General features: G+C 61.3%; 15 protein-coding genes and 2 pseudogenes. 11 read left to right on the plus strand and 6 right to left on the minus strand.

Translation table 11 applies throughout. The features are described 5' to 3' along the window. Window positions 1-519 precede the first annotated feature (519 nt). From EQW76_RS19445 to EQW76_RS19465, 5 genes are read right to left on the minus strand one after another with little or no spacing between them, the layout of a single operon-like run. The gene (locus EQW76_RS19445; RefSeq protein ID WP_142831716.1) at window positions 520-1,362 is read right to left on the minus strand and encodes a fumarylacetoacetate hydrolase family protein; all 843 of its coding nucleotides are present in this window, start codon (window positions 1,360-1,362) and stop codon (window positions 520-522) included. Window positions 1,363-1,392: 30 nt separating this feature from the next. Then, window positions 1,393-2,703, minus strand: a complete 1,311-nt coding sequence (locus tag EQW76_RS19450; RefSeq protein WP_142831715.1) for an MFS transporter — start codon at window positions 2,701-2,703, stop codon at window positions 1,393-1,395. Window positions 2,704-2,757: 54 nt separating this feature from the next. Further along, window positions 2,758-4,320 carry a bifunctional 3-(3-hydroxy-phenyl)propionate/3-hydroxycinnamic acid hydroxylase gene (locus EQW76_RS19455; protein ID WP_142831714.1) on the minus strand — a complete coding sequence of 521 codons (1,563 nt, stop codon included), beginning with the start codon at window positions 4,318-4,320 and terminating at the stop codon, window positions 2,758-2,760. A gap of 46 nt (window positions 4,321-4,366) precedes the next feature. Next, window positions 4,367-5,257 (minus strand): VOC family protein, encoded by an 891-nt coding sequence (locus EQW76_RS19460; protein ID WP_143123075.1) that lies wholly within the window; start codon window positions 5,255-5,257, stop codon window positions 4,367-4,369. Next, window positions 5,254-6,276, minus strand: coding sequence for an amidohydrolase family protein (locus EQW76_RS19465; RefSeq protein ID WP_142831712.1), 1,023 nt, complete (start codon window positions 6,274-6,276; stop codon window positions 5,254-5,256). Before EQW76_RS19465 ends, EQW76_RS19460 begins: the two co-directional genes overlap by 4 nt. Before the next feature lie 166 nt (window positions 6,277-6,442). Here EQW76_RS19465 and EQW76_RS19470 point away from each other — a divergent pair, with 166 nt between their 5' ends. The 3 genes and pseudogenes from EQW76_RS19470 to EQW76_RS29855 all read left to right on the plus strand — a co-directional run. Continuing rightward, complete coding sequence (locus EQW76_RS19470) at window positions 6,443-7,153, plus strand: GntR family transcriptional regulator (RefSeq protein ID WP_142831711.1); 711 nt, start codon at window positions 6,443-6,445, stop codon at window positions 7,151-7,153. Between the two features lie 224 nt (window positions 7,154-7,377). Then, window positions 7,378-7,647 (plus strand): annotated as a pseudogene (locus EQW76_RS29850) (FCD domain-containing protein); the annotation flags it as partial. Between the two features lie 143 nt (window positions 7,648-7,790). Continuing rightward, window positions 7,791-8,066 (plus strand): annotated as a pseudogene (locus EQW76_RS29855) (hypothetical protein); the annotation flags it as partial. Between the two features lie 184 nt (window positions 8,067-8,250). Here EQW76_RS29855 and EQW76_RS19480 read toward each other — a convergent pair. Then, entirely contained in the window at window positions 8,251-8,979 is a 729-nt protein-coding gene (locus EQW76_RS19480) for a GntR family transcriptional regulator (protein WP_142831710.1), read from the minus strand. A gap of 273 nt (window positions 8,980-9,252) precedes the next feature. On the opposite strand from EQW76_RS19480, the gene EQW76_RS19485 reads away from it, so the two are divergent. The 8 genes from EQW76_RS19485 to EQW76_RS19520 all read left to right on the plus strand — a co-directional run bounded on the left by EQW76_RS19485 (window position 9,253) and on the right by EQW76_RS19520 (window position 20,469). Next, window positions 9,253-10,020, plus strand: a complete 768-nt coding sequence (locus tag EQW76_RS19485) for a 5-oxoprolinase subunit PxpA (RefSeq protein WP_142831709.1) — start codon at window positions 9,253-9,255, stop codon at window positions 10,018-10,020. Between the two features lie 50 nt (window positions 10,021-10,070). Next, window positions 10,071-11,672: a 5-oxoprolinase subunit PxpB gene (gene pxpB / locus EQW76_RS19490; RefSeq protein WP_202617184.1), complete on the plus strand. Its 1,602-nt coding sequence runs from the start codon at window positions 10,071-10,073 to the stop codon at window positions 11,670-11,672. Next, window positions 11,672-13,450: a biotin carboxylase N-terminal domain-containing protein gene (locus EQW76_RS19495; RefSeq protein ID WP_142831707.1), complete on the plus strand. Its 1,779-nt coding sequence runs from the start codon at window positions 11,672-11,674 to the stop codon at window positions 13,448-13,450. The genes pxpB and EQW76_RS19495 overlap by 1 nt, the downstream gene beginning before the upstream one ends. Next, window positions 13,447-15,267 carry an ABC transporter ATP-binding protein gene (locus EQW76_RS19500; RefSeq protein WP_142831706.1) on the plus strand — a complete coding sequence of 607 codons (1,821 nt, stop codon included), beginning with the start codon at window positions 13,447-13,449 and terminating at the stop codon, window positions 15,265-15,267. Before EQW76_RS19495 ends, EQW76_RS19500 begins: the two co-directional genes overlap by 4 nt. Window positions 15,268-15,307: 40 nt before the next feature. After that, the gene (locus EQW76_RS19505) at window positions 15,308-16,843 is read left to right on the plus strand and encodes an ABC transporter substrate-binding protein (protein ID WP_142831705.1); all 1,536 of its coding nucleotides are present in this window, start codon (window positions 15,308-15,310) and stop codon (window positions 16,841-16,843) included. A 118-nt stretch (window positions 16,844-16,961) separates the two neighbouring features. Then, window positions 16,962-17,885 carry an ABC transporter permease gene (locus tag EQW76_RS19510; RefSeq protein WP_143123076.1) on the plus strand — a complete coding sequence of 308 codons (924 nt, stop codon included), beginning with the start codon at window positions 16,962-16,964 and terminating at the stop codon, window positions 17,883-17,885. 3 nt (window positions 17,886-17,888) lie between these two features. Next, window positions 17,889-18,737, plus strand: a complete 849-nt coding sequence (locus EQW76_RS19515) for an ABC transporter permease (protein ID WP_142831703.1) — start codon at window positions 17,889-17,891, stop codon at window positions 18,735-18,737. A 4-nt stretch (window positions 18,738-18,741) separates the two neighbouring features. After that, entirely contained in the window at window positions 18,742-20,469 is a 1,728-nt protein-coding gene (locus EQW76_RS19520) for a peptidase M14 (RefSeq protein ID WP_143123077.1), read from the plus strand. Window positions 20,470-20,520 lie beyond the last annotated feature (51 nt).

The following is a 20,520-nucleotide window of genomic DNA, read 5'->3' on the forward strand; positions in this document are numbered from 1 at the left end:
CCGGTTTTGCCTGTTTGGGTTTCTCAGAAGAGGGCTAGAATGGCATTTCCTTTCGGTCTCATTGCTCTTGTGACACTCATCAACACCAAGTACCGCTGAGCCGTCCTGGGTTGCGGTTCTAATGAGAGGCTTGCGCAAGCGGATGAAGCGTTCGCACGAGCCCACGGGTTTGGAAACGCACGTCACGGCTCGGCTGGCCGGGCACCACCTTACTATCATATCCAGGGACCGTCTGAGCACGCGCCCAAGCTAGCAACTGCTCAACAAGGGCACATGCATTTGATACGGCAACCGGCGCGCGCGTTTGTGGTTATACCCAGGAGAAATTGGGAGAGCGTGCAACAATTATTTCATGCTAGATTGCAATCACAAATTTACCACTCGGCTCTGTGGCAGAAGCAGCAGGTCAACTGTTCTCATCCCATCAAGGCACCGAATAGTTTGAACGGAGTACGGTGTGGAAAGTTCACACTATACTCCGAGCTTCAATTCATGCCTTAAAACAGACCGAGCGCAGAATCACTCATCGACAACGGCATTCTTCAGGACGGCCAAGCCCTCTATATCCACCTCGATCACATCTCCGGCCTTCATCCAGAGCGGCGGATTTCTCTTCGCTCCGACGCCCCCAGGGGTGCCGCTGACAATCACGTCGCCAGGCTCGAGGCGGGTAAACGTAGAGATATATTCGATCTGCTTCGGGATATCGAAAATCATCTGGTCGAACTTGGCTTCCTGCACGACCTGACCATTCAAGCGTGTCTGAATGCGAAGGTCGCCGAGCGGGCCCAGTTCATCCGGCGTCATCATCCAGGGACCGAAGGCACCGGTATCCGGGAAGTTCTTGCCTGGCGTGAACTGGATGGTATGGCGCTGAAAGTCGCGCACACTGCCGTCGTTGTAGCAGGCATAGCCCGCAACATGCGACATCGCCTCCTCGCGAGTGATATATCGCCCGGCCTTGCCGATGATAACAGCCAGTTCGCCTTCGAAGTCGAGTTCGGCCGAAACTTTCGGACGGACGATCGGCGCGAGATGGCCCGTCTGGCTGTTGGCATAGCGAGCAAAAATCGTCGGGTGCTCGACTTCGCTGCGGCCGGTTTCCTTGCGGTGCATTTCGTAGTTCAATCCAACGCAGAGGATCTTGTCCGGGTTCGGCACCACCGGCAGCCACATCACTTCGGACAGTGGATAGGATTTTGCGCCTTCGAGCGCGGCGCTGATTCCGTCCAGTCCAGCCGATATCGCTGCCTTGAGATCGGGGTAGCGGGACGCCAAGGCCGCTCCGACGTCGAAGGCCCGGTCGTCTTGGACAACGCCCCAGCTCGTCTGGCCGTCGTGACTGAATGTTGAGAGTTTCATCTTGTGGTCTCCTTGGAGGCGGGCGCTGCCCTATGCTTGACGAAGACCCAGCCCCTTCAGGCCGGGGATGCTTGAAAACCGACTGAGCGTCCGCTCGGGGAAGATCAGTGCAAACGCGGCGATCGCGCCAATAAGAAGGATGCCGGCGGTGAACAGCATAGCATTGGCATAACCGCCGGGCCCGTCGGAGCCGGATGCCTGCACGATGCTGCCGGTTACTGCGTTCGAAACGAGCGCGGAAGCAGCGTTGCCCGAATAGATGACGATGATGAGCTTGCCGCGTTGGGCCGCAGGGGCGATGGCACCGAGCGTGACCGGGCCGTAGATCGTCGTCAGGCTCGGCGCCGCGAAGGCGATGGCAATCAGGACGAGCTGAAGGGGACCTGAGGCATATACGCCGAGCACCAAGGCGGCGCCGCTGACGAGCAGAGCCCATCCCGAAGCGCTTCCAAGCGTGGTGCGTCTGCTCCAGCCGGCGTTCAGCATCCGCTGGGCGAGCCACGATCCTGCGAGGAGTAGGGGCGACTGAAAGATATAGACACCAGAGATGATCCACCCCGTTTCACTGTGGGAATATCCAAGACCCTGTTGCAGGTAGGGCGGCAGCCAGGTCGCCGACATGCCGACGATCCAGTAGGACATCGTCGACATGATGATGACGCCGATGACAGTCGGATCGAGCCACAGCTTCGTTGCCGGAATGCGGGGCGATGTATCGACCACGCCATGATCCACGGTCTTGACGGCATAGGGACCTTCTCCGCCGATGAAGAGCCAGGCAGCGAGCCAGACCAGACCCAAGACGCCGCAGAACAGAAAGCCGCTGCGCCAGCCATAGGAGACAATCACATAGGTCAGCAGCGGGCTGCCAACCAGCAAGCCCACACTGATGCCCTGGAGGATGATTGCGCTCGGAACGCTCCGCTTCTCGGTCGAGAACCAGTCGTAGCAGGCGTGGATCGCCGTTGGCAGGCCCGGTCCTTCACCGAAACCGAGCAGGATCCGGCAGCCGATAAGAACGGTGATCGACGTGCTGAAGAAGATCGGAATTTGCGTCGCGGACCAGATGAGAGCCAGGATAGCCAAGATCCACCTGACCGGAACACGGCCGGTGACGAACAGGCCGACGAGAATGCCGGAGATGGAAAACAGCAGAAAGAAGCTGCTGCCGATCAGGCCGAACTGCTGTGGCGACAGCGACAGTTCCTTCATCATCGGAACGGCGGACAGGCCGAAGACAAGCTTGTCGAAGAAGTTCAGCGTCTGAAACAGAAAGAGCATGATCAAGACTGTGTATGGACGCCATTTTCCGGCGTGACTTGCGCTCGTTGAATTGGTCATGTTTTCCTCCCCATGACGTGCCTCGATTACCCCGCATCGCGTGACGCCACGCCGTCAGGCGAGCGCTTCCTCCAGCTCTGCGTAAAGTGCGTGAATTTCGTCTGCCGATTTCGCGGTCCCGAAGACGTAATGGTCGGGTCGCACCAGAACGGCACTGCATTTGTGGCTATCGAACCAGGCTGCCATGACCCCGTCCTTCTCGACGAGCCCCTTGTCTGTCGATGAAGCGCCGCCGTTACGCCGGCCGACCTGCGCCACGGAGATCTCGCGCCGTTCGAGCGTGTTTGGATCGATGTCGCCGGCGCGGCCATCCACAATCAGGCGCCAGCCGGCACCGGTCAGCTTGTCGAGAAGGACGGGTTCTTCCTCACCGTAGATCCAGGGCTGGGGCGCGAGCGTTCCGTTTGCCGGATTGGCTCGTTTAGCAAAAAAACCATCGCGAAGCGGCGGCACGATTTCCTGACGGGTGACAGTTCGGGCCGTACCCCCGCCTTCGGCGAGGATCCGCTCGTCGCGCGCGGCCGCAGCGGCCGGATCGCGCTCACAGATGACGTGGCCTATCGCCTTGATGCGCGTCGTCAGTTCCGTGACATGCGCCTTCCGCTCGACCTGATAGCTGTCGAGCAGCTCGAGGTTCGTCCGACCTTTCAGGACATGGTCAAGTTTCCAGATGAGGTTCGAGACATCCCGAAGTCCCTGGCACATACCCTGGCCGATGAATGGCGGCTGCTGATGGGCGGCATCTCCGGCGAGGAACACACGACCGAGTTCCCAATTGGCCGCCACCAGCGCATGGAACCGATAGCTCGCCGACCGCCAGAGTGTCGCATCTTCCGGCTTCAGCCAGCGAGACAAAAGCTTCCAGACATTCGCGGGCTTTTCCATCTCCCTGGCGTCCTCGCCGGGCAGCAGCATGATCTCCCAGCGCCGATGAGTGCCGGGGCCAACGATAAAGGACGTCGGCCGGGCCGGATCGCAGAACTGCGCTGCGGTCTTCGGCAGCTTTTCCAGAGAAGTCTCGTTGACGATGACGTCGACGACCAACCAGGGTTCGTCGAAGACAAGGTCTTCCAGCGTGAGCCCCAGCGCCTGTCGGACGCCGCTCGTCGCGCCGTCACAGGCAATCACATAGGAGGCCGTGACGGTTCGAGCGGTGCCGTCCTTCTCCTTCAGATGCAGCGTCGCCTGCGCCTCCGTCTGCGCAAGACTGATCAGCTCCGTGCCTAGTTCCACGGTCACGCAAGGATAGGTTTGCGCATGGGCCCGCAGAATGGCTTCGACGGGCGGCTGGGAAAACACCATTGTCGGGATGTAGCCGAGGGGATATGGCTCGGGCACCATGTCGATCCGGCGGATCAGCTGCCCCTTTGCGCCGAAATGCTCGGATGCGGGGAACGCCGCGATATGGGGCTTGATCGCATCCGCAATGCCGAGATTGTCCAGGTGGCGAAGAATTTCGTGGTCGATGGCTATGGCGCGGGGCTTGTCGTAGACGTCCTCCTGCCTGTCGATCGCGAGTGTGCGAATGCCCCGGCTGCCAAGCAGCGAGGCCGCAACGGCGCCGGACGGGCCAAAGCCTACGACCACGACGTCGTAATGTTCTGATGTGTTCGTCATTGTTCTGAGCCGCTTCAAAGTTGCAATGGAATGCCCGTTCGGATGATCACGCCTTGAAGGGGATGGCGAGCTGAGCTGCTTTCACCACGTCACTTTTTGGTGGAGCGATACCCCAATGATCTGTGCGGCCGGGCGGCCATGTCCACTGCTCAGGGCCCTTTGGCTGATAGGTGTTATCCACCTGGAGAACATCGGATGTGTATTCGATGACGACGCCCAGCGGATCGAGGAAGTAAGCGAACACATTGTCTCCCGGACCATGCCGGCCGACACCCCAGCCGATCGGATAGCCGTTGTCGACCATGCGGCCGGAGGCGCGCATGACGGACTCCGTATCCGGCATCAGGAAAGCAATATGGTTCAGGCCATTGACGTTCGCCTCGGCAAGCACGACGGCATGGTGATCGTCGTTGCAGCGCAGGAAGGCCATCATCTTCGATCGGTCAGTGAGCTGAAAACCCAGCAATTGCTCGTAGAAGCGCGATAGGCCATCGACGTCGGCGCTGTTGATGTTGACATGCGCCAGTCGAAGCGGCCGGTTGGCAACCGCAGCGCCGGTCTTGGTCATGTCGCCGTGGACAAATTCGAGCGTGCTTCCCTGCGGCTCCCGGATGACGAAGCGCTGGCCGCCGGCGGGACCGGGGCTTTGCTCGACAGGACGCAGCAACTGGCAGCCAAGCGCCACGGCTGATGCTGACAGTCGGCCGAGATCATCGGCGCTGCCGACGCTGAAGGTGATCTTGCGCAGTTCGGACCTGTCGCTGCCGATCAACTCGAGAACGTGATGATCGTCGCCGGAAGCGGCGAGGAACACCTTGCCGCCCTGCCGGGCGACGACCTCCAGTCCCCATACAGCAGTGTAGAATTCTTCCGAACGGTTCAGATCCGGGGTGCCAAGTTCGACGCTTTTTAGAGCGGTCACGGGAAACTGTGTCATGACTGTGCCTCGAGTGCCAGGAATGCTTCGGCATTGGAAAAAGTCAGTCTATCCCGGGTAAGGTCGTCGCCGAAGGCGGCCTCGATCCGGGCGAGGGGGGCTTTTTCGTGGAAGTTGAAGGGGTAGTCGGTACCGAGAATGACTCGCTCGTCGCCGAACATCGAAACGAGGTGCCGCAGTGTCGGCTCATCGTACACCAGGGCGTCGTAGTAGAGGCGTTTGGCCTGGATGGACGGTTCCTCAAGGATCGTCTCGCGCAGAGCCGGAAAGACCTTCCAGCCTTCATCGAGCCGAGGCAACAACGAGGCGAGTGTTCCTCCGCCGTGACTGAACGCCAGGCGCAGCCTTGGATGCTTGAGCATCAGGTTCGCCGTGATGACAGAGGCGGCTGCCAATCCGACGTCCGTCGGATAGGCCAGCACTTGCTGCAACTGTCCGGGACCGACCAGCCTGTCCATTCCGGTCGGTCTGACCGCGTGGACGAACACCGCAGAACCCAGCGCTTCAGCTTCGGCGAAAAAAGGCAAGAATCGCGGGTCTCCGATCGGAATGCCGTTGATGTTGCTGCCGATCTCCACGCCGGAGAAACCGAGGTCCCTCATGCAGCGGCGAAGCTCGTCGATTGCCTTGTCAACATCCTGGAGCGGAACCGAACCGAGACCGACAAACCGGCCGCCGGAGGTGCTTGCCATGGTTGCGATGGTGTCGTTCAAGTAATGGATAAGATCGTTGGCTGGGTCGATATCCATCCAGTAGTTGAACAATTCGGGCATCGGCGACAGCGCCTGCGTCTTGATGCCCATTCGATCCATGTCGTCCATGCGACGCTGTGAGTCCCAGCAGGCATCGCTGACGGTTCGATAGTTCTTGCCGTCGATCACGATCGTCCTGTGGCAGGCGTCCCGGGCCATCATGGAAGGCCAGTTCGAAGGCGGTGCCCCCTTGAGATAGGGCGCAAACTCCGAGGGTACGACATGGCAATGGACGTCGATGCCGCGGCACCCGCATAGCCTCGTCATAGCCTGCCTCTTTGCGTGGAAACCATCGCACCCTCCCAGTGAAATGTCATCGTCATCAAATGGATATTATACAATAGAGTCTCTGTAAACAATAATTTATAAATTTGCACCAAGACGACCGGCGTTATATAAATACCCACATCGGCATCGTCGGGGAAAATCGCCAATGAATACTCTTGCAGTCACGAAGCCCGCCTTGTCGGCATCGACACAGGCCAGCTCCGTCTACGAGCGCCTGAAATCGGACATTCTCACCACAGTGCTGGAGCCTGGTCGCAAACTGCAGCTGCGGTTTTTGATGGACCACTATGGCGCGGGCCAAACGCCGCTAAGGGAGGCGCTGAACCGTCTGGCGTCGGAGGAACTAGTTGAAGGAAGAGATCAGCGCGGCTTCTTCGTTCAGCCTGTCAGCAGGGCGGAGCTCGTGGAGTTGACCAAGACGAGGTGCTGGGTGGAGGGGCTCGCCCTGCGCGAGTCGATGGCGAACCGCACACCGCAATGGGAAGAAGACCTTGTCGTTGCCCATCATCGGCTCGACCGAACTCCGCGCTCACTTAGAGAAGATAAATTCGAAGACAATCCGGAGTGGGAACGGGCACATCGTCGCTACCACCAAGTCCTGATTGCCAATTGTGGCTCGAGACCGCTGATTGCATTCGCCGAGCAACTTGCAGACCGCCTGTACCGATACCGCCAGATGTCGATCAGGAAGGTGTTCCGGACCCGTCACGTGACCGATGAGCACGAGGCGATCCTGAAGGAAGTGCTGAAGGGCAATGTGAATACGGCGTCGGAACTTCTGGAGAAGCATTACAAACGGACGGCTGAAGCTATTGTTGGTGATCTTGAGCAGTTTGGTTCTGAGCAAGGTTATTAAAGCCTCGAAAGGGCAAATATAGAGGAGATTGGGCACAGACAATCGGAAGGGTTCAACCGGAGGCCGCCGTCAAAACCGCATTACTTTACCCTGACGGAAGTTCGATACTGCAAGAGGAACGCTTGGTTGATGTTTATCCCCAGTATGCCACGGTGGTAGCCAAAATCGACCTTGATCATGCCAGGCAGGCGCAGTTCTTGCGGCTCTCAATCGAGCTTGAAGCCGTGAGACGCTTGACGGCAGATGCGTCGGCCGAAACGGCAAAGGATCTGCGAGAGGTGCTGGTACGGCAGGCTGCGGTTGCGACACAGGAAACCGACGACGTATTCGACAGCATCGACCGTGAGTTCCACAGAATACTTTATGAGAAAACCGGCATCCTTGAGCTTTGGGCTAGTGTCAGACGTCAAAGTGTCCATCTGGACAGGCTCCGACGACTTCACTTACCTATGCCTGGGAAGATGCAAACCGTGCTTACCGAACACGAAGCAATCGTGGACGCCATCGTTTCAGGACGACCTGCACATGCTGAGATGGCTTTGCGAAAGCACCTGTGCGCTACGCTTTCCATAATCGATGTGATCTCCTCAGTTCCCCACCTATATAAGGATTTAAGACTTCGACGCTCGGTCAAGCCAGCGCCGAGCTGCGTAAGCGCGCCGGTCTCAACACCATCAATCTGGCCGCCTCCTATCATGCCGGCCCGTTCCTCCAGCCCCGCAGCTCGCACCAGAAGGTCTATTTTCCCGAGGACGGAATGGTCTACTGCCGCCAGAAGGAAACAGGGCGGGCAAAGAGATCAGGCCGGTGATGGCACAGAACGCCAGCGAGCGCGGGCGACAGGCCGGCCGCGCTTGTGGAGGCGCGCGACGCGGGCGGCATGAAGGTCTCCTACTGGCCCGGTTGTCTGCACGCGCCCATCTCGGGATGCCGCATCCAGCCCATGTCGGCCAGCTCAGGAGACCGGCTCTACCAACGCGCCGCAACCATCTGTCCGCACAATAGTCCATGCAAAGGACCGGGAGAGATTGGCCTTCATCGAGACCGGCTTGCGGGCTGGATAGCAGGGACTCTTCCAAGGCCTGTGTCCACTGGCCTCAGGGTTTACCGGACAGGCGACCATAGGCGCCCATGATGAAGCGCTCCGCCTGGTTAAGATATATTTCCATGGCGGCGGCAGCCTGTGTGGGTTTTTCCTCCTCAAATTCGGTCAGGATCTTGAGGTTCTGATCAACGAAGGGAGCATGCAGGAACTCGGGGTCGCGCAACAGCCCGAATACCAGGCGCAGTTCCAGCGATACTTCGCGGAAGAATGCCGAAAGGCGGGGGCTATCGGCCAGGTCGACCACCGCAGCGTGAAAGGCGATATCCGCGCTGCCAACGCCCAACCAGTCGCCCTCCGAGCGGCAGCGGCGGGCGGCCTCGACGGCGACACGCATTTTTCGGGCACTGGGATGGCTTGGGTGCGCCTGGGCAAGTGCGGGACACTCGATGATGCGGCGGACCCGGTAGATGTCGATGATCGTGGACATGCTAGGTGTCGTCACGAACACGCCGCGATTGGCTTCGTGCCGCAGCAGGCCCTCTTTCGTCAATATGCGGAAAACCTCGCGTAGCGTGTTGCGCGATACCTGCATCTCCTCGCTCAGCGCCAGTTCGGACAGATGGCTACCCGGCGTCAGGCGTCCTGAGATTACCTGCTCGCGCATGCGGCCCGCGACCGCCTCTGCCAAGGTCTGGCTGGCCGGCTGGCTGGATATCGGCCCCAACGTTTGCTCGTTTGGCAATCCGGATGTCCCGTCTGCTGCTTGGCTGATCACCTTCATCTCGTCTCGTCTATCTGTCGCGCATCCCATGCGGCGTTGCCATTTCTCAGCAGTTGAGTTCTCGTGCCGGAACGCATGTGTCAGTCGCTGCCTGTCTTCACTGCTTAGGCTCTTTCACGCGAAAACATCAATGGAAAAGACACGCCGATGCGCTGCACAACAAATGGGCAATATGCTATCTGTAGGGCAATGCATCGATATTGTTCAACACTCTGGACAGAATTGTCCTCACTTGATAGCCTCCTGTCAGTTTTCAATGGAAATGTTTGTCGGATGTGGGCAATCGATCTCAACAGCGACCTCGGTGAAAGCTTCGGCCCGTGGAAAATGGGCGAAGATGATGCCCTGATCGAAGTCGTGACGAGCACGAACGTGGCTTGTGGCTTTCATGCCGGCGATCCGGCCGGCATTCTAAGGACGCTGCGCTCTGCCGCCGCGCGCGGCGTGGCGATCGGTGCCCATGTCGGCTACCGCGATCTTGTCGGCTTTGGCCGCCGCAATATGGACCCGACGAGCGAAGAGCTGATCGGAGACGTCATCTATCAGATCGGTGCGCTGAAGGGTCTTGCCCAAGCTGCCGGAACGCGCGTCAGCTATGTCAAACCCCACGGCGCCCTTTACAATACCATCGCCACCGACACCCGGCAGGCCGCCGACGTGATTGCCGCGATCCGCGCGGTCGATCCGGAACTGGTGTTGATGGCGTTGGCAGGCGCGCCCCTGGTGGCGCAGGCGCAAGCCGCCGGGCTGCGGGTGGTGGAGGAAGCTTTTGCCGACCGTGCCTACACCTGCGATGGCCATCTCGTTTCGCGCCGGCAAGCGGGCGCCGTTCTACATGATGCCGAAGAGGTCGCCAAACGCATGGTGCGGCTCGTTCGCGAAGGGGTCGTCGACTCGATCGACGGCAAGCCCACGCGGATCAAGGCCCAGAGTATCTGCGTGCATGGCGACAGCCCCGACGCAGTGCGGATGGCAAGGACCCTGCGTCGGCGCCTGGAAGAAGCGGGCCTGACCGTGCGCGCCTTTACGGGCGCCGCATGATCAGGGGAGGGGCGGATCCCCAGAAAGCCTGCGATGCACAGATTTTGCCCATGCGGGCCGATTGCGTACTTGTCGAACTCGTCGATCTGGAAGCGGCACTGGACCTTTACGATGCTCTTCTGCGCCGCAATCTTTTGGGGATTCGCGAACTCATTCCGGCGGCGCGCACGCTAATGATCGAGTTCGATCCGTCGGTTCTCTCCACCGCGATGCTGAATGCTGCAATCGCCGACCTGGACCTGTCGAGGACCGGGCCCGCCTTGGGTCCGTTATTGGAAATCCCGGTTTGTTACGAGGGTGAAGACCTGCCGGAAGTCGCCGCCCTGCTGGGCATGACTCCGCAGGAGGTGGTCCGGTTGCATACCGGACATGACTATCTGGTTGCCTTCACCGGTTTTGCGCCGGGCTTTGCCTATCTCACCCAGGGCGACGAGCGCCTTAGCGTGCCGCGCAGGCAATCGCCGCGTACGCTGGTTCCCGCCGGTTCCGTAGGCCTCGCAGGCGCCTTCAGCGGCGTCTATCCCAAGGCGAGCCCAGGCGGCTGGCAACTCATCGGGAGAACCCCTCTCGACATGTTCGACATTGCCCGCGAGCCGGTCTCGCTGCTGCAGCCAGGTCAGCGCGTGCGGTTTTGCGACATGGCAACCGACCACGCCTACACCATTCAGACCAGGTCTTCCGGTCCGTCGTTTGCCACACGCCCCGCAACCGTTCCAACGGATGGCCAGACCGCCATCGAGATCGTCTCCGTCGGACTTCCCGTTCTGTTTCAGGATCTCGGACGTTCGGGGCTGGTACACCAGGGCATCGGCCGCTCCGGTGCCGCCGATCGGAAAAGTTTTGCAGCAGCCAATCGCCTTGTCGGCAATCCGGACAATACGGTCGCGCTGGAAATCCCGCTGGGCGGGCTGTCCTTCCGCATGCACGGCCAAGGCGTCATGGCGATGACAGGCGCGCAGGCAAGGGTCTCCGTCGCGACGGCTGAGGGAGCGGCGATCGAGGCTCCGCATCATTGTGCCTTTGCCGTCGAGGATGGCGACCTGGTGACGCTCGGCATCGCGACGTCCGGCATGCGCAGCTATCTGGCGATCAGAGGCGGCTTCTATGTGGCCCCCGTTCTGAAGAGTTGCGCGACGGACATGCTGGCGCAGATCGGCCCGGAACCGCTGAGGGTCGGGGAGTTCATTTCGATATCCAATGTGCAGGCTGGCTCTCATTCTGCGGTTGCACTCCTCCAGGAGCCGGAATTTGCCATGCCTCGCGCTGGCGAAACGGTCCGCCTCGACGTCGTGCTCGGCCCGCGCACGGACTGGTTCACGCCTGACGCAATCGAAAGCTTCCTCGCGCAGGACTGGACCGTCTCGCTGCAATCGAGCCGCGTCGGCATGCGCCTCGAGGGCGACGCGCTGGAGCGGTCCATCGTCAAGGAACTGCCGAGCGAGGCGACGATCCGCGGCGCCATTCAGGTGCCTGCGAGCGGTCAGCCGGTTCTGTTCCTCGTCGATCATCCGCTGACGGGCGGTTATCCGGTGATTGCCAATATCGCTGGCCATCATCTCGATCTTGCAGGGCAGATCCCAGTCGGTACGCGCATCCGCTTTGTTGCGTCCGCTCCGTTTGCCACGCAGCCCATAGCAGGAAGACAGCAGTGATGAAGAAGGTGTTGATAGCCAACCGCGGCGAGATTGCCGTGCGCCTCATCCGGGCCTGCCGCGACTACGGCCTTACCTCGGTTGCCGTTTATGCGGATGTCGATGTCGATGCGCTGTTCGTCGGACTTGCGGACGAGGCCTATGCGCTTCAGGGATCGAGCCCCCGGGACAGCTACCTCGATAGCGAGAAACTGATCGCCATAGCCAGGCGTGCCGGTGCCGATGCGGTGCATCCGGGATACGGTTTTCTGTCGGAAAACGCGCGCTTTGCCGCCGCCGTCATGGCCGCCGGGCTCACCTGGATCGGCCCGGACCCTGATGTCATCGAGGCGCTCGGCGACAAGCTGAAGGCGCGCGACATCGCCCGCTCCGTCGGAGCGCCGCTGGTGGCCGGCAGCGACGGGGCCATTTCCAGTGCTTTCGAGGCACGGGCCTTTGCCCTCCGCTTCGGCCTGCCCATCGCGATAAAGGCCGCCCATGGCGGTGGCGGACGCGGGATCAAGATCGCACGGCATCTTGACGAGGTCGAAGACCTGTTTAATTCGGCGACCCGCGAGGCCGTTGCCGCCTTCGGCCGCGGCGAATGCTATGTCGAACAGTTTCTTGATCGCCCGCGCCATATCGAGGCGCAGGTTTTGGCCGACCGCCACGGAACCGTGCTCGTGGTCGGCACGCGCGATTGCTCGCTCCAGCGCCGCAACCAGAAACTGGTCGAGGAGGCGCCTGCTCCATTCCTCTCCGACGCACAGCGCGATGTCATCCACAAGGCCGCGCGCGATATCTGCCAGGCAGCCCGCTATGTCGGGGCCGGCACGGTGGAATTTCTGCTGAGCGCCGACGGCATCATTTCCTTCCTCGAGGTCAACACGCGCCTGCAGGTGGAACACCCGGTCACCGAGGAGACCACCGGTCTCGATCTCGTTCTCGAACAGTTTCGCATTGCAGAAGGCCAGCCCCTGGAGGTGTCAGAGATGCCGGCGCCGCGGGGCCATGCCATCGAATTTCGCATCAACATCGAGGACCCCGCGCGGGGCTTCCTGCCATTTGCCGGCCGGATCACGCGGTTCGCACCGCCCTCCGGTCCAGGCGTCCGCCTCGACACCGGCGTCTCCAGCGGCGCGGACGTCGCTGCCATGTTCGATTCGCTGGTGGCAAAGCTCATCGTCTGGGCGCCGGATCGTGCGCTGGCGATTGCCCGGGCCCGCCGCGCAATGGCGGAATTTGCGATCGACGGCGTGCCCTCGGTGCTGCCCTTTCACCGCGCCGTTCTGGAGCATCCGGATTTCGCCGGAGCCGATTTCAAAGTGCACACCCGTTGGATTGAGACCGATTTCGCCGGTAATCTGGAAAGCCAGCGCCGTCCAGCGCCCGTCGCTGTTGAGGAAACGCTGAGCGGTCATGTCGAGATCGACGGCAAGCGCGTCGAACTGCGTCTGCCTGCGTCGTTCCTCAGCCTCCTCGGACGCGCACCGGCAAACGGCAAACATCCTGCACCAGACCCGGCGGACAAAACGGCCCTTCTCGCCCCCCTGTCGGGCAACCTCGTCCACTGGACGGTGTCGAGCGGCGAACACGTCGAACAGGGGAGCGTGGTTGCCATGATGGATGCGATGAAGATGGAAACCGCCGTCACTGCGCCATGGTCCGGCATTCTCACCATTGCTGTCGAAGCCGGCTCCTTCCAGCCCGCCGGAACCATCCTCGCGCATATCACGCCGGGCCCGGCCGCAGCTTCATCTCCACCCGATGCCAGCTCCCGGCCGGAGGCGCTGACATGACACCGACCAATGCGGGCCCGCCCCTGATCTCGATCGAAGGACTCAGCGTCGAATTCGGCGGCAACCGTGTCGTCGACAACGTCTCCTTCGCGGTTTCGCCCGGGCGCACCGTGGCTGTGGTCGGTGAATCGGGCTCCGGCAAGTCCGTCACCTCTCTCTCGATCATGCGACTTGCCGACATCATGGGCGCGACGTTTCCCGAAGGCCGCATCCTGTTTGGCGGGCGCGATCTGCTGAAGACGTCCGACAAGGACATGCGGCGCATTCGCGGCAAGGAGATCGCCATGATCTTCCAGGAGCCAATGACCTCGCTGAACCCGGTCTTCACCATCGGCGACCAGATCTGCGAAGTGCTGCTGCTGCATGAAAACATGAGCAAGACGGCAGCCACATCAGAGGCGCGCCGCCTGCTCGATAGGGTCCGGCTGCCCGACTCCAAGCAGATGCTGAAGCGCTATCCACACCAGCTTTCCGGCGGCATGCGGCAGCGGGTGATGATTGCCATGGCGCTCGCCTGCCGCCCGAAACTGCTGATTGCCGACGAGCCGACCACGGCGCTCGATGTCACCATCCAAGCGCAGATCCTCACCATCCTACGCGATCTCCAGTCGGAGCTGGGGATGGGAATGATCTTCATTACCCACGACATGGGCGTGGTGGCCGAGATGGCCGACGACGTCGTCGTCATGTGGAAGGGCAGGAAAGTCGAGGAAGGCCCGGTGGCCGAGATATTCGCCAATCCCAAGCATCCCTACACCCGCGCGCTTCTGGCCGCCGTGCCGCGTCTGGGCAGCATGGCGGGCCAGGATTTCCCCAAGCGCATGCCGTTTACAGTGCTTGAGGACGGCAAGCCCGTTCTCGTCGGCGTTGAGCGCGTGCAGGACACGGCGCGCTACGACGAACCGCCGCTCCTATCGGTCAACGATCTCTCTGTCACCTTCGATATCCGCCGGACGATGCTCGGCAGGGTGACGCATCGGCTGAACGCCGTGTCGAAGGTCAGCTTCGATATCTATCCCGGCGAGACGCTGGCGCTGGTCGGCGAGTCCGGCTCCGGCAAGTCCACCATCGGGCGCACCATCCAGCAGCTGCAGAAAAGCCGCTCTGGCGATATCGCCTTCAATGGCAAATCGTTCGCGAGCATGTCGGCAGCGGAACGCTTTCGCCTGCGAAAGGATGTGCAATATATTTTCCAGGATCCGTTCGCCTCGCTCGATCCGCGCAAGACGGTCGGGTTCTCGATTGCCGAGCCGATCAACACTCACGGGGTGCTGTCCGGCAAGGCCGTGCGCCGGCGGGTGGACGAACTTCTAGAGCGCGTCGGCCTGACATCGACCCATGCGGACCGCTATCCGCACGAGTTCTCCGGTGGCCAGCGCCAGCGTGTCTGCATCGCCCGTGCGCTCGCCTCCGACCCCAAGCTGATCATCGCCGACGAAGCCCTGTCGGCGCTCGACGTGTCGATCCAGGCACAGATCATCGCCCTGTTCATGGACCTGCAGGCCGAGCGGGGCTTGGCCTATCTGTTCATCAGTCACGACATGGCCGTCGTGGAGGAGATCAGCCACCGGGTGGCCGTGCTCTATCTCGGGCAGATCATGGAAATAGGCAGCCGCCGGCAGGTGTTCGAAACGCCGCAGCACGACTACACCCGCCGCCTGCTGTCGGCAGTGCCGGTTGCCGATCCAGGGCGCGGCCGCAGCACCACACTGATCGAGGGAGAAATTCCCAATCCTGTCCACAGGATCGACGAGGAACCCGACATCTTCCGCCACGAGGAAATAAGCCCAGGCCATTTCATCGCGAGACAGGCCTGAAACCTGCGAACAATTGAAAGCATCTGAAGAGGAACAGCATATGCACAGTCTCACGCGCGGCCTGACCGCAACCTTCATGGCCCTTGCCCTTTGCGGAACGGCCTTCTACGCCGCGCCGGCGGCGGCCGCCGGCAAGATGACGATCTCGTCGCCGCAGGATCCGGGCAGCTGGGATCCGATCGATACATTCCTGGTGCAGTGGGCATCGGTCGCCACCAACATCTTCGACGGCCTGACCTATCGCGGCCCCGATCTCAAGGTCGTCCCCGGTCTTGCCGAATCCTGGGAAGAGCTCGACGGCGGAAAGCGCATCCGCTTCAAGCTGCGCCACAACGTGAAATTCCACGATGGCGAAGACTTCAATGCAGAAGCGGTGAAATTCACCTTCGAGCGCCTGCTGGGCGAGCAGGGTGCCAAGGGTCCGCAGCGGTCCAACTACACTTCCATCGACAGCGTCACGGTCGTTGACGACGACACGGTGGACATGAAGCTGAAATCCCCCGATCCGGTGCTGCTGACAAAGCTTGCGGGCTATGGCGCGATGATCGTGCCGCCGAAGTACATCAAGGAAAAGGGCGAGGACAACTTTAATACCCACCCGGTCGGCACCGGCCCGTTCAAGTTCGTCTCCTACCAGCCGAAGGTCAACATAGCACTCGAAGCCAATCCGGACTACTGGGGCGGCGCGCCCAAACTGTCTCAGCTCGAATTCCGCTTCATCTCGGAGCCTGCTACCGCCGTCGCCGAACTGCAGGCCGGCCGCGTCGATCTCGTCATTCCGCCGACCATCCCAGTCGGCATGATCCCGGTGATTTCAGGTGATCCAAAGCTGGAAGTCGTCAGCGTTCCCGGCCCGACCGTCGATGCGCTGCGTTTCAACACCCGTGACGGCATCACCGCCGATCCCAAGGTGCGCAAGGCCATCATCATGGCCGTCGACCGCTCGACCATCGTGAAATCCATTCTGGCCGGCCAGGCCTCGGAGATCGTCAGCTTCCAGAGCTCGCTCTCCTTCGGCTACGACAAGGACCTGAAGGGTCTCCCCTACGATCCGGCCGCCGCTAAAAAGCTCCTTGCAGAGGCTGGCGTGAAGCCGGGTGCCACGCTGCAGATCGATATACGCGGCAATGACACGACAATGAATGAAGTGGCGCAGGTCGTCGCCAGCTACCTGCAGATGGTCGGCATCACCGCCAGCATCAAGCCGTACGAGACCAACGTGCTGCTGAACGATATCATCCCGCAGGGCAAGACCGGCGGCATGTTCCAGCAGAAGTGGGGAGGCTGGACCTTCGATTTCGACAACACGGCCTATGCGATGTACCACTCGGGCGAAAAGTGGAACCCCTACGACAAGGACGCAACCCTCGACAAGCTGCTGGAATCGCAGCGCCCGCTGATCGACAAGGCCGCGCGCGAAAAGATCCTGAAGGAAGTAGCAAACTACGCAGCCGACCGGGCGCTTGAACTGCCGCTCTACAACAGCAAGTCCATCTACGGCATTTCCAAGCGCGTAAAGGGTTTCATTGCACCGCCAGACAACCGCCTGAAACTGACCGACGTCACCGTCGAGTAGTTTGACGCACTGGCAGATGGACATCCTGCAGAAAGATCCATCGGGATCTCGGCAGCGATGTCCAAGTGTCGCCCAGATCCGGGTGGCACCCTGCCGCTTACCATGAAGGACAGAAATCGTGGCCAGTTTCCTTATCAAGCGTGTGCTGCAGGCGATCTTCGTCGTGATTGCCATCACGCTCATCGTCTCCTTCGCCATTCGCCTCTCCGGCGATCCGGCGACGATGATGTTCCAGGGAAGTGGTAGCATGACCGACGAAGATCTGGCACGCATCCGGGCAGCACTCGGCACCGATCAGCCGTTCATCGTCCAGTATCTGAACTTCCTCAAGGGCCTGGTGACGCTCGACTTCGGTCGCAGCTTTACAGGTGGCACGCCGGTCTCGCTTCTGATCGGCAATGCCTTGCCGGCCACGCTGTTGCTTGCCTTCATCACCATGGCCGTCTCGATCGCCTTGTCGATCCCGCTGGGCATCAAGGCGGCCACTGCCAAGGGCAGGGGCGCCGACCAGGCTATCCGGATCTTGTCGTTGATCGGCTTGTCGTTTCCAAACTTCTGGCTGGCGACCATGATGGTCTTGCTGTTTGCCATCACGCTGGGCTGGCTGCCGCCGAGCGGCATGTCGGGGGCCGCAAGCTATGTGATGCCGGCGCTCACCATGGGCATTATCCTCACCGCCACCAATGTGCGTCTTGTGCGCACCTCGATGCTGGAGACGCTGCAGTCGCAATACGTCATGGTGGCGCGGGCCAAGGGCCTCAGCGAAACCAAGGTGCTCTACAAGCACGCGCTGCGCAATTGCGCCATCCCGCTGATCACCTATTTTGGTCTGCAGTTCGGCGGCCTTCTCGGCGGCATCGTCGTCATCGAGCGGGTCTTCAACTGGCCGGGCTTGGGCACGCTGGCTTTCGATGCGGTGTCGGCCCGTGACTACCCGGTCCTGCAGGCCGTGATCACCGTCCTGTCGCTGCTGATCGTGGGCATCAACCTCCTGGTCGATATCGCCTATGGGCTTGTCGATCCGCGCATCCGTACGGAGTAATAGATGGCCACCGCCACATCTCGCCGCTCGCGTTTCGCCAGCCTCGAATTCATTCTCGGCGCCGCACTGACGCTGATCATCTGCGTCTGCGTGCTGTTGTCCGACGTGCTCTTTCCCGGTGGTGCCGACCGCCTCGACCTGATGGCGCGCCTGATGAGGCCCTTTGTCAGCCTGGCCCACCCCTTCGGCACCGATCCGTTGGGGCGCGATGTCCTTGCCCGGGTCGTGGCCGGCGGGAAGATCTCGCTGCTGGTCGGCTTTACCTCAGTCGCCGGCGCCGTCGTCATCGGCGTGGTGATGGGGCTGGTGGCCGGCTATTATCGCGGCTTCTGGGACATGCTCGTTATGCGCTTTGCCGATATCCAGCTGGCCCTGCCGTTCATTCTGCTCGCCATCACCTTCATCGCAATCGTCGGCGGTAGCCTGACCAACACCATCGTCCTTTTGATCGTGTCGCAATGGGTGCAGTATGCCCGGCTGGTGCGCGGCTCCGTGCTGACGTTGCGTGAGCGGGAGTTCATCCTGTCGGCCCGCGCCATCGGGGTCGCCGACTGGCGCATCATCTTCCAGCACCTTTTGCCAAACCTGGTCGGCCCGGTGATCGTGCTCACCACGCTCAATGTTGCCAACAACATTCTTCTGGAAAGCAGCCTGACCTTCCTCGGCCTCGGCGTCGACCCGACCATTCCGAGCTGGGGTGGCATGCTGGCCGACGGACGCACCTATCTGCAGACCGCTTGGTGGGTCAGCGTCTTCCCCGGCCTTGCCATTTTGCTGACGGTGCTTGGCCTCAACCTTCTCGGCGACTGGCTGCGCGACAGCCTGGATCCGACCGGCAGAACCTCGAGGTAGCACCATGACCGAAATTTTTAAGCACAGCATCATGCGCACGCTGGACCGGCTTCCCGCAACCCCCGGCGCCCGCTACGAGGCCTGGACCTTCGACGATGCCAAAAGCCGCAGGGCTGAGGAAGCACGGCTGTCCGCCTTGGGCGTCACCGCGCGCATCCGCAGTGCCTACAAGCCCTTGCTCACATTCTTTCTCGAGGACGTCGATCTTTCCGGCGTCGAGAGCATAGAGATCCGCTACCCCGTGCATCCGGCAGCGCCAGAAAACCGTTTTCGGCTGGAAGCCTATCCGCTGGCGGCGTTGGTCGGGGATGCCAAGATCGATTTCATCCCGAGCACCGACGACACCCTTGCCTACAATGTCACGCTGCTGCGCGCTGGCAAGACGGAAACCCACCACGTGCTCGCCCCGAACCGCGTCCACCGCGACACCGTGGGAGAAACCAACCTGTCGCCAACCGGCTGGCTGCGTCACGCCGGCACCGACCCGGGAGAGCGGCTGGAGACCGATTACGAGGTACTGTTCGAAGCGGCTGTCGGCGCCGTCACCGGGCATGCTTGGGGGGTGGAAGAGCCCTATTTCGAGGAGCTCAATATCCGCGTCGACCATCCGGCCGAGGACGAGCCGCTCCACATCAGCCACGAGGTTCTGAGCCTTCGCGAAGCGCTGCACGAGGATCTCTATTTTTCCCTGCTGGAGTTCTTTCAGCAGAAGTCCGGCCGCACGCTTGGCGACCGGGGCCTGAAGCCCGGCCAGATCGTCCCTGAAATCGTCAAAAGCAAGGGAGCTATTTCCGTGACGATCTCGACGCGCTCCTTGTCGACGGATTTTCAAGACGGGGCCGATCAGGCGATCGACAGCGCGCGGGAACCACTGGCCGCACGCGAAATCGCCGACCGACTGGAGGCGATTGGAGGGCAGGCGTTTGCGGCACGCGCCCGCTCCGGCCGCGCGGTGTCGGCGCGATATATCCAGGGTCGCGATCTGCCTGTCATGATCAGTGCCGGCCAGCATCCGAACGAGACATCCGGCATCGTCGGCGCGCTGCGCGCAGCCGCGCGGTTGCAGGCGCGTCGAGGTGCCCACTTTACCCTGTCACCTCTCGAAAACCCCGATGGCTACGCGGTGCATCAACGCCTGCGGCACGACAATCCCTGCCACATGCATCACGCTGCCCGCTACACGGCACTCGGTGACGATCTGGAATACCGCACGGTGGAAACCGCCGGCCCCCATCTGAATGAGAAGCAGATCAGGATCCAAGCGCAGGCGCTGAGCAACGCTCAGTTGCATGTCAACCTGCACGGCTATCCGAGCCACGAATGGACAAGGCCGCTCTCCGGCTATGTGCCGCGCGGCTTTGGCATGTGGACACTGCCGAAGGGGTTCTTCCTCATCATGCGCCACCATCCCGAGTGGGAAAAGCGCTCTGAAATTCTGCTGGATCGGGTTACACGCCATCTCGGACAGATCCCAGGCCTACTGGCGTATAACGACCGGCAGATTGCGCTCTACGAGATCCATGCCGGCGAAACCGGCTTTCAGATTATCAACGGCTTTCCCTGCCTGTGCTCGGTCGACGACCGCCACACCGTACCGATGACGCTGATCACCGAATATCCCGACGAAACCATCTATGGTGACGAATTCATCGCCGGCCACACGGCGCAGATGGAAACCGTGCTGTCTTGCTACGATGCCTGGCAAGAGATGGGGGCGGGCGAGACGGTCTGAACGCCTCGTGTGCTCCACGTCCCAAGGCGAAGCTCAGGGATGAAGCTCTCG

This window comes from Rhizobium sp. rho-13.1, assembly GCF_007000305.1.
In the GTDB taxonomy this organism is placed as follows: Bacteria; Pseudomonadota; Alphaproteobacteria; order Rhizobiales; family Rhizobiaceae; genus Rhizobium; species Rhizobium rhododendri.

What these genes read in the sequence shown, in the direction of transcription:
- EQW76_RS19465 (WP_142831712.1), bottom strand. Translation starts at nt 6,276, where the DNA reads ATGACGAGGCTATGCGGGTGCCGCGGCATCGACGTCCATTGCCATGTC.
- EQW76_RS19445 (WP_142831716.1), bottom strand. Translation starts at nt 1,362, where the DNA reads ATGAAACTCTCAACATTCAGTCACGACGGCCAGACGAGCTGGGGCGTT.
- EQW76_RS19455 (WP_142831714.1), bottom strand. Translation starts at nt 4,320, where the DNA reads ATGACGAACACATCAGAACATTACGACGTCGTGGTCGTAGGCTTTGGC.
- EQW76_RS19520 (WP_143123077.1), top strand. Translation starts at nt 18,742, where the DNA reads ATGACCGAAATTTTTAAGCACAGCATCATGCGCACGCTGGACCGGCTT.
- pxpB (WP_202617184.1), top strand. Translation starts at nt 10,071, where the DNA reads ATGCGGGCCGATTGCGTACTTGTCGAACTCGTCGATCTGGAAGCGGCA.
- EQW76_RS19515 (WP_142831703.1), top strand. Translation starts at nt 17,889, where the DNA reads ATGGCCACCGCCACATCTCGCCGCTCGCGTTTCGCCAGCCTCGAATTC.
- EQW76_RS19470 (WP_142831711.1), top strand. Translation starts at nt 6,443, where the DNA reads ATGAATACTCTTGCAGTCACGAAGCCCGCCTTGTCGGCATCGACACAG.
- EQW76_RS19500 (WP_142831706.1), top strand. Translation starts at nt 13,447, where the DNA reads ATGACACCGACCAATGCGGGCCCGCCCCTGATCTCGATCGAAGGACTC.
- EQW76_RS19485 (WP_142831709.1), top strand. Translation starts at nt 9,253, where the DNA reads ATGTGGGCAATCGATCTCAACAGCGACCTCGGTGAAAGCTTCGGCCCG.
- EQW76_RS19460 (WP_143123075.1), bottom strand. Translation starts at nt 5,257, where the DNA reads ATGACACAGTTTCCCGTGACCGCTCTAAAAAGCGTCGAACTTGGCACC.
- EQW76_RS19505 (WP_142831705.1), top strand. Translation starts at nt 15,308, where the DNA reads ATGCACAGTCTCACGCGCGGCCTGACCGCAACCTTCATGGCCCTTGCC.
- EQW76_RS19495 (WP_142831707.1), top strand. Translation starts at nt 11,672, where the DNA reads ATGAAGAAGGTGTTGATAGCCAACCGCGGCGAGATTGCCGTGCGCCTC.
- EQW76_RS19450 (WP_142831715.1), bottom strand. Translation starts at nt 2,703, where the DNA reads ATGACCAATTCAACGAGCGCAAGTCACGCCGGAAAATGGCGTCCATAC.
- EQW76_RS19480 (WP_142831710.1), bottom strand. Translation starts at nt 8,979, where the DNA reads ATGAAGGTGATCAGCCAAGCAGCAGACGGGACATCCGGATTGCCAAAC.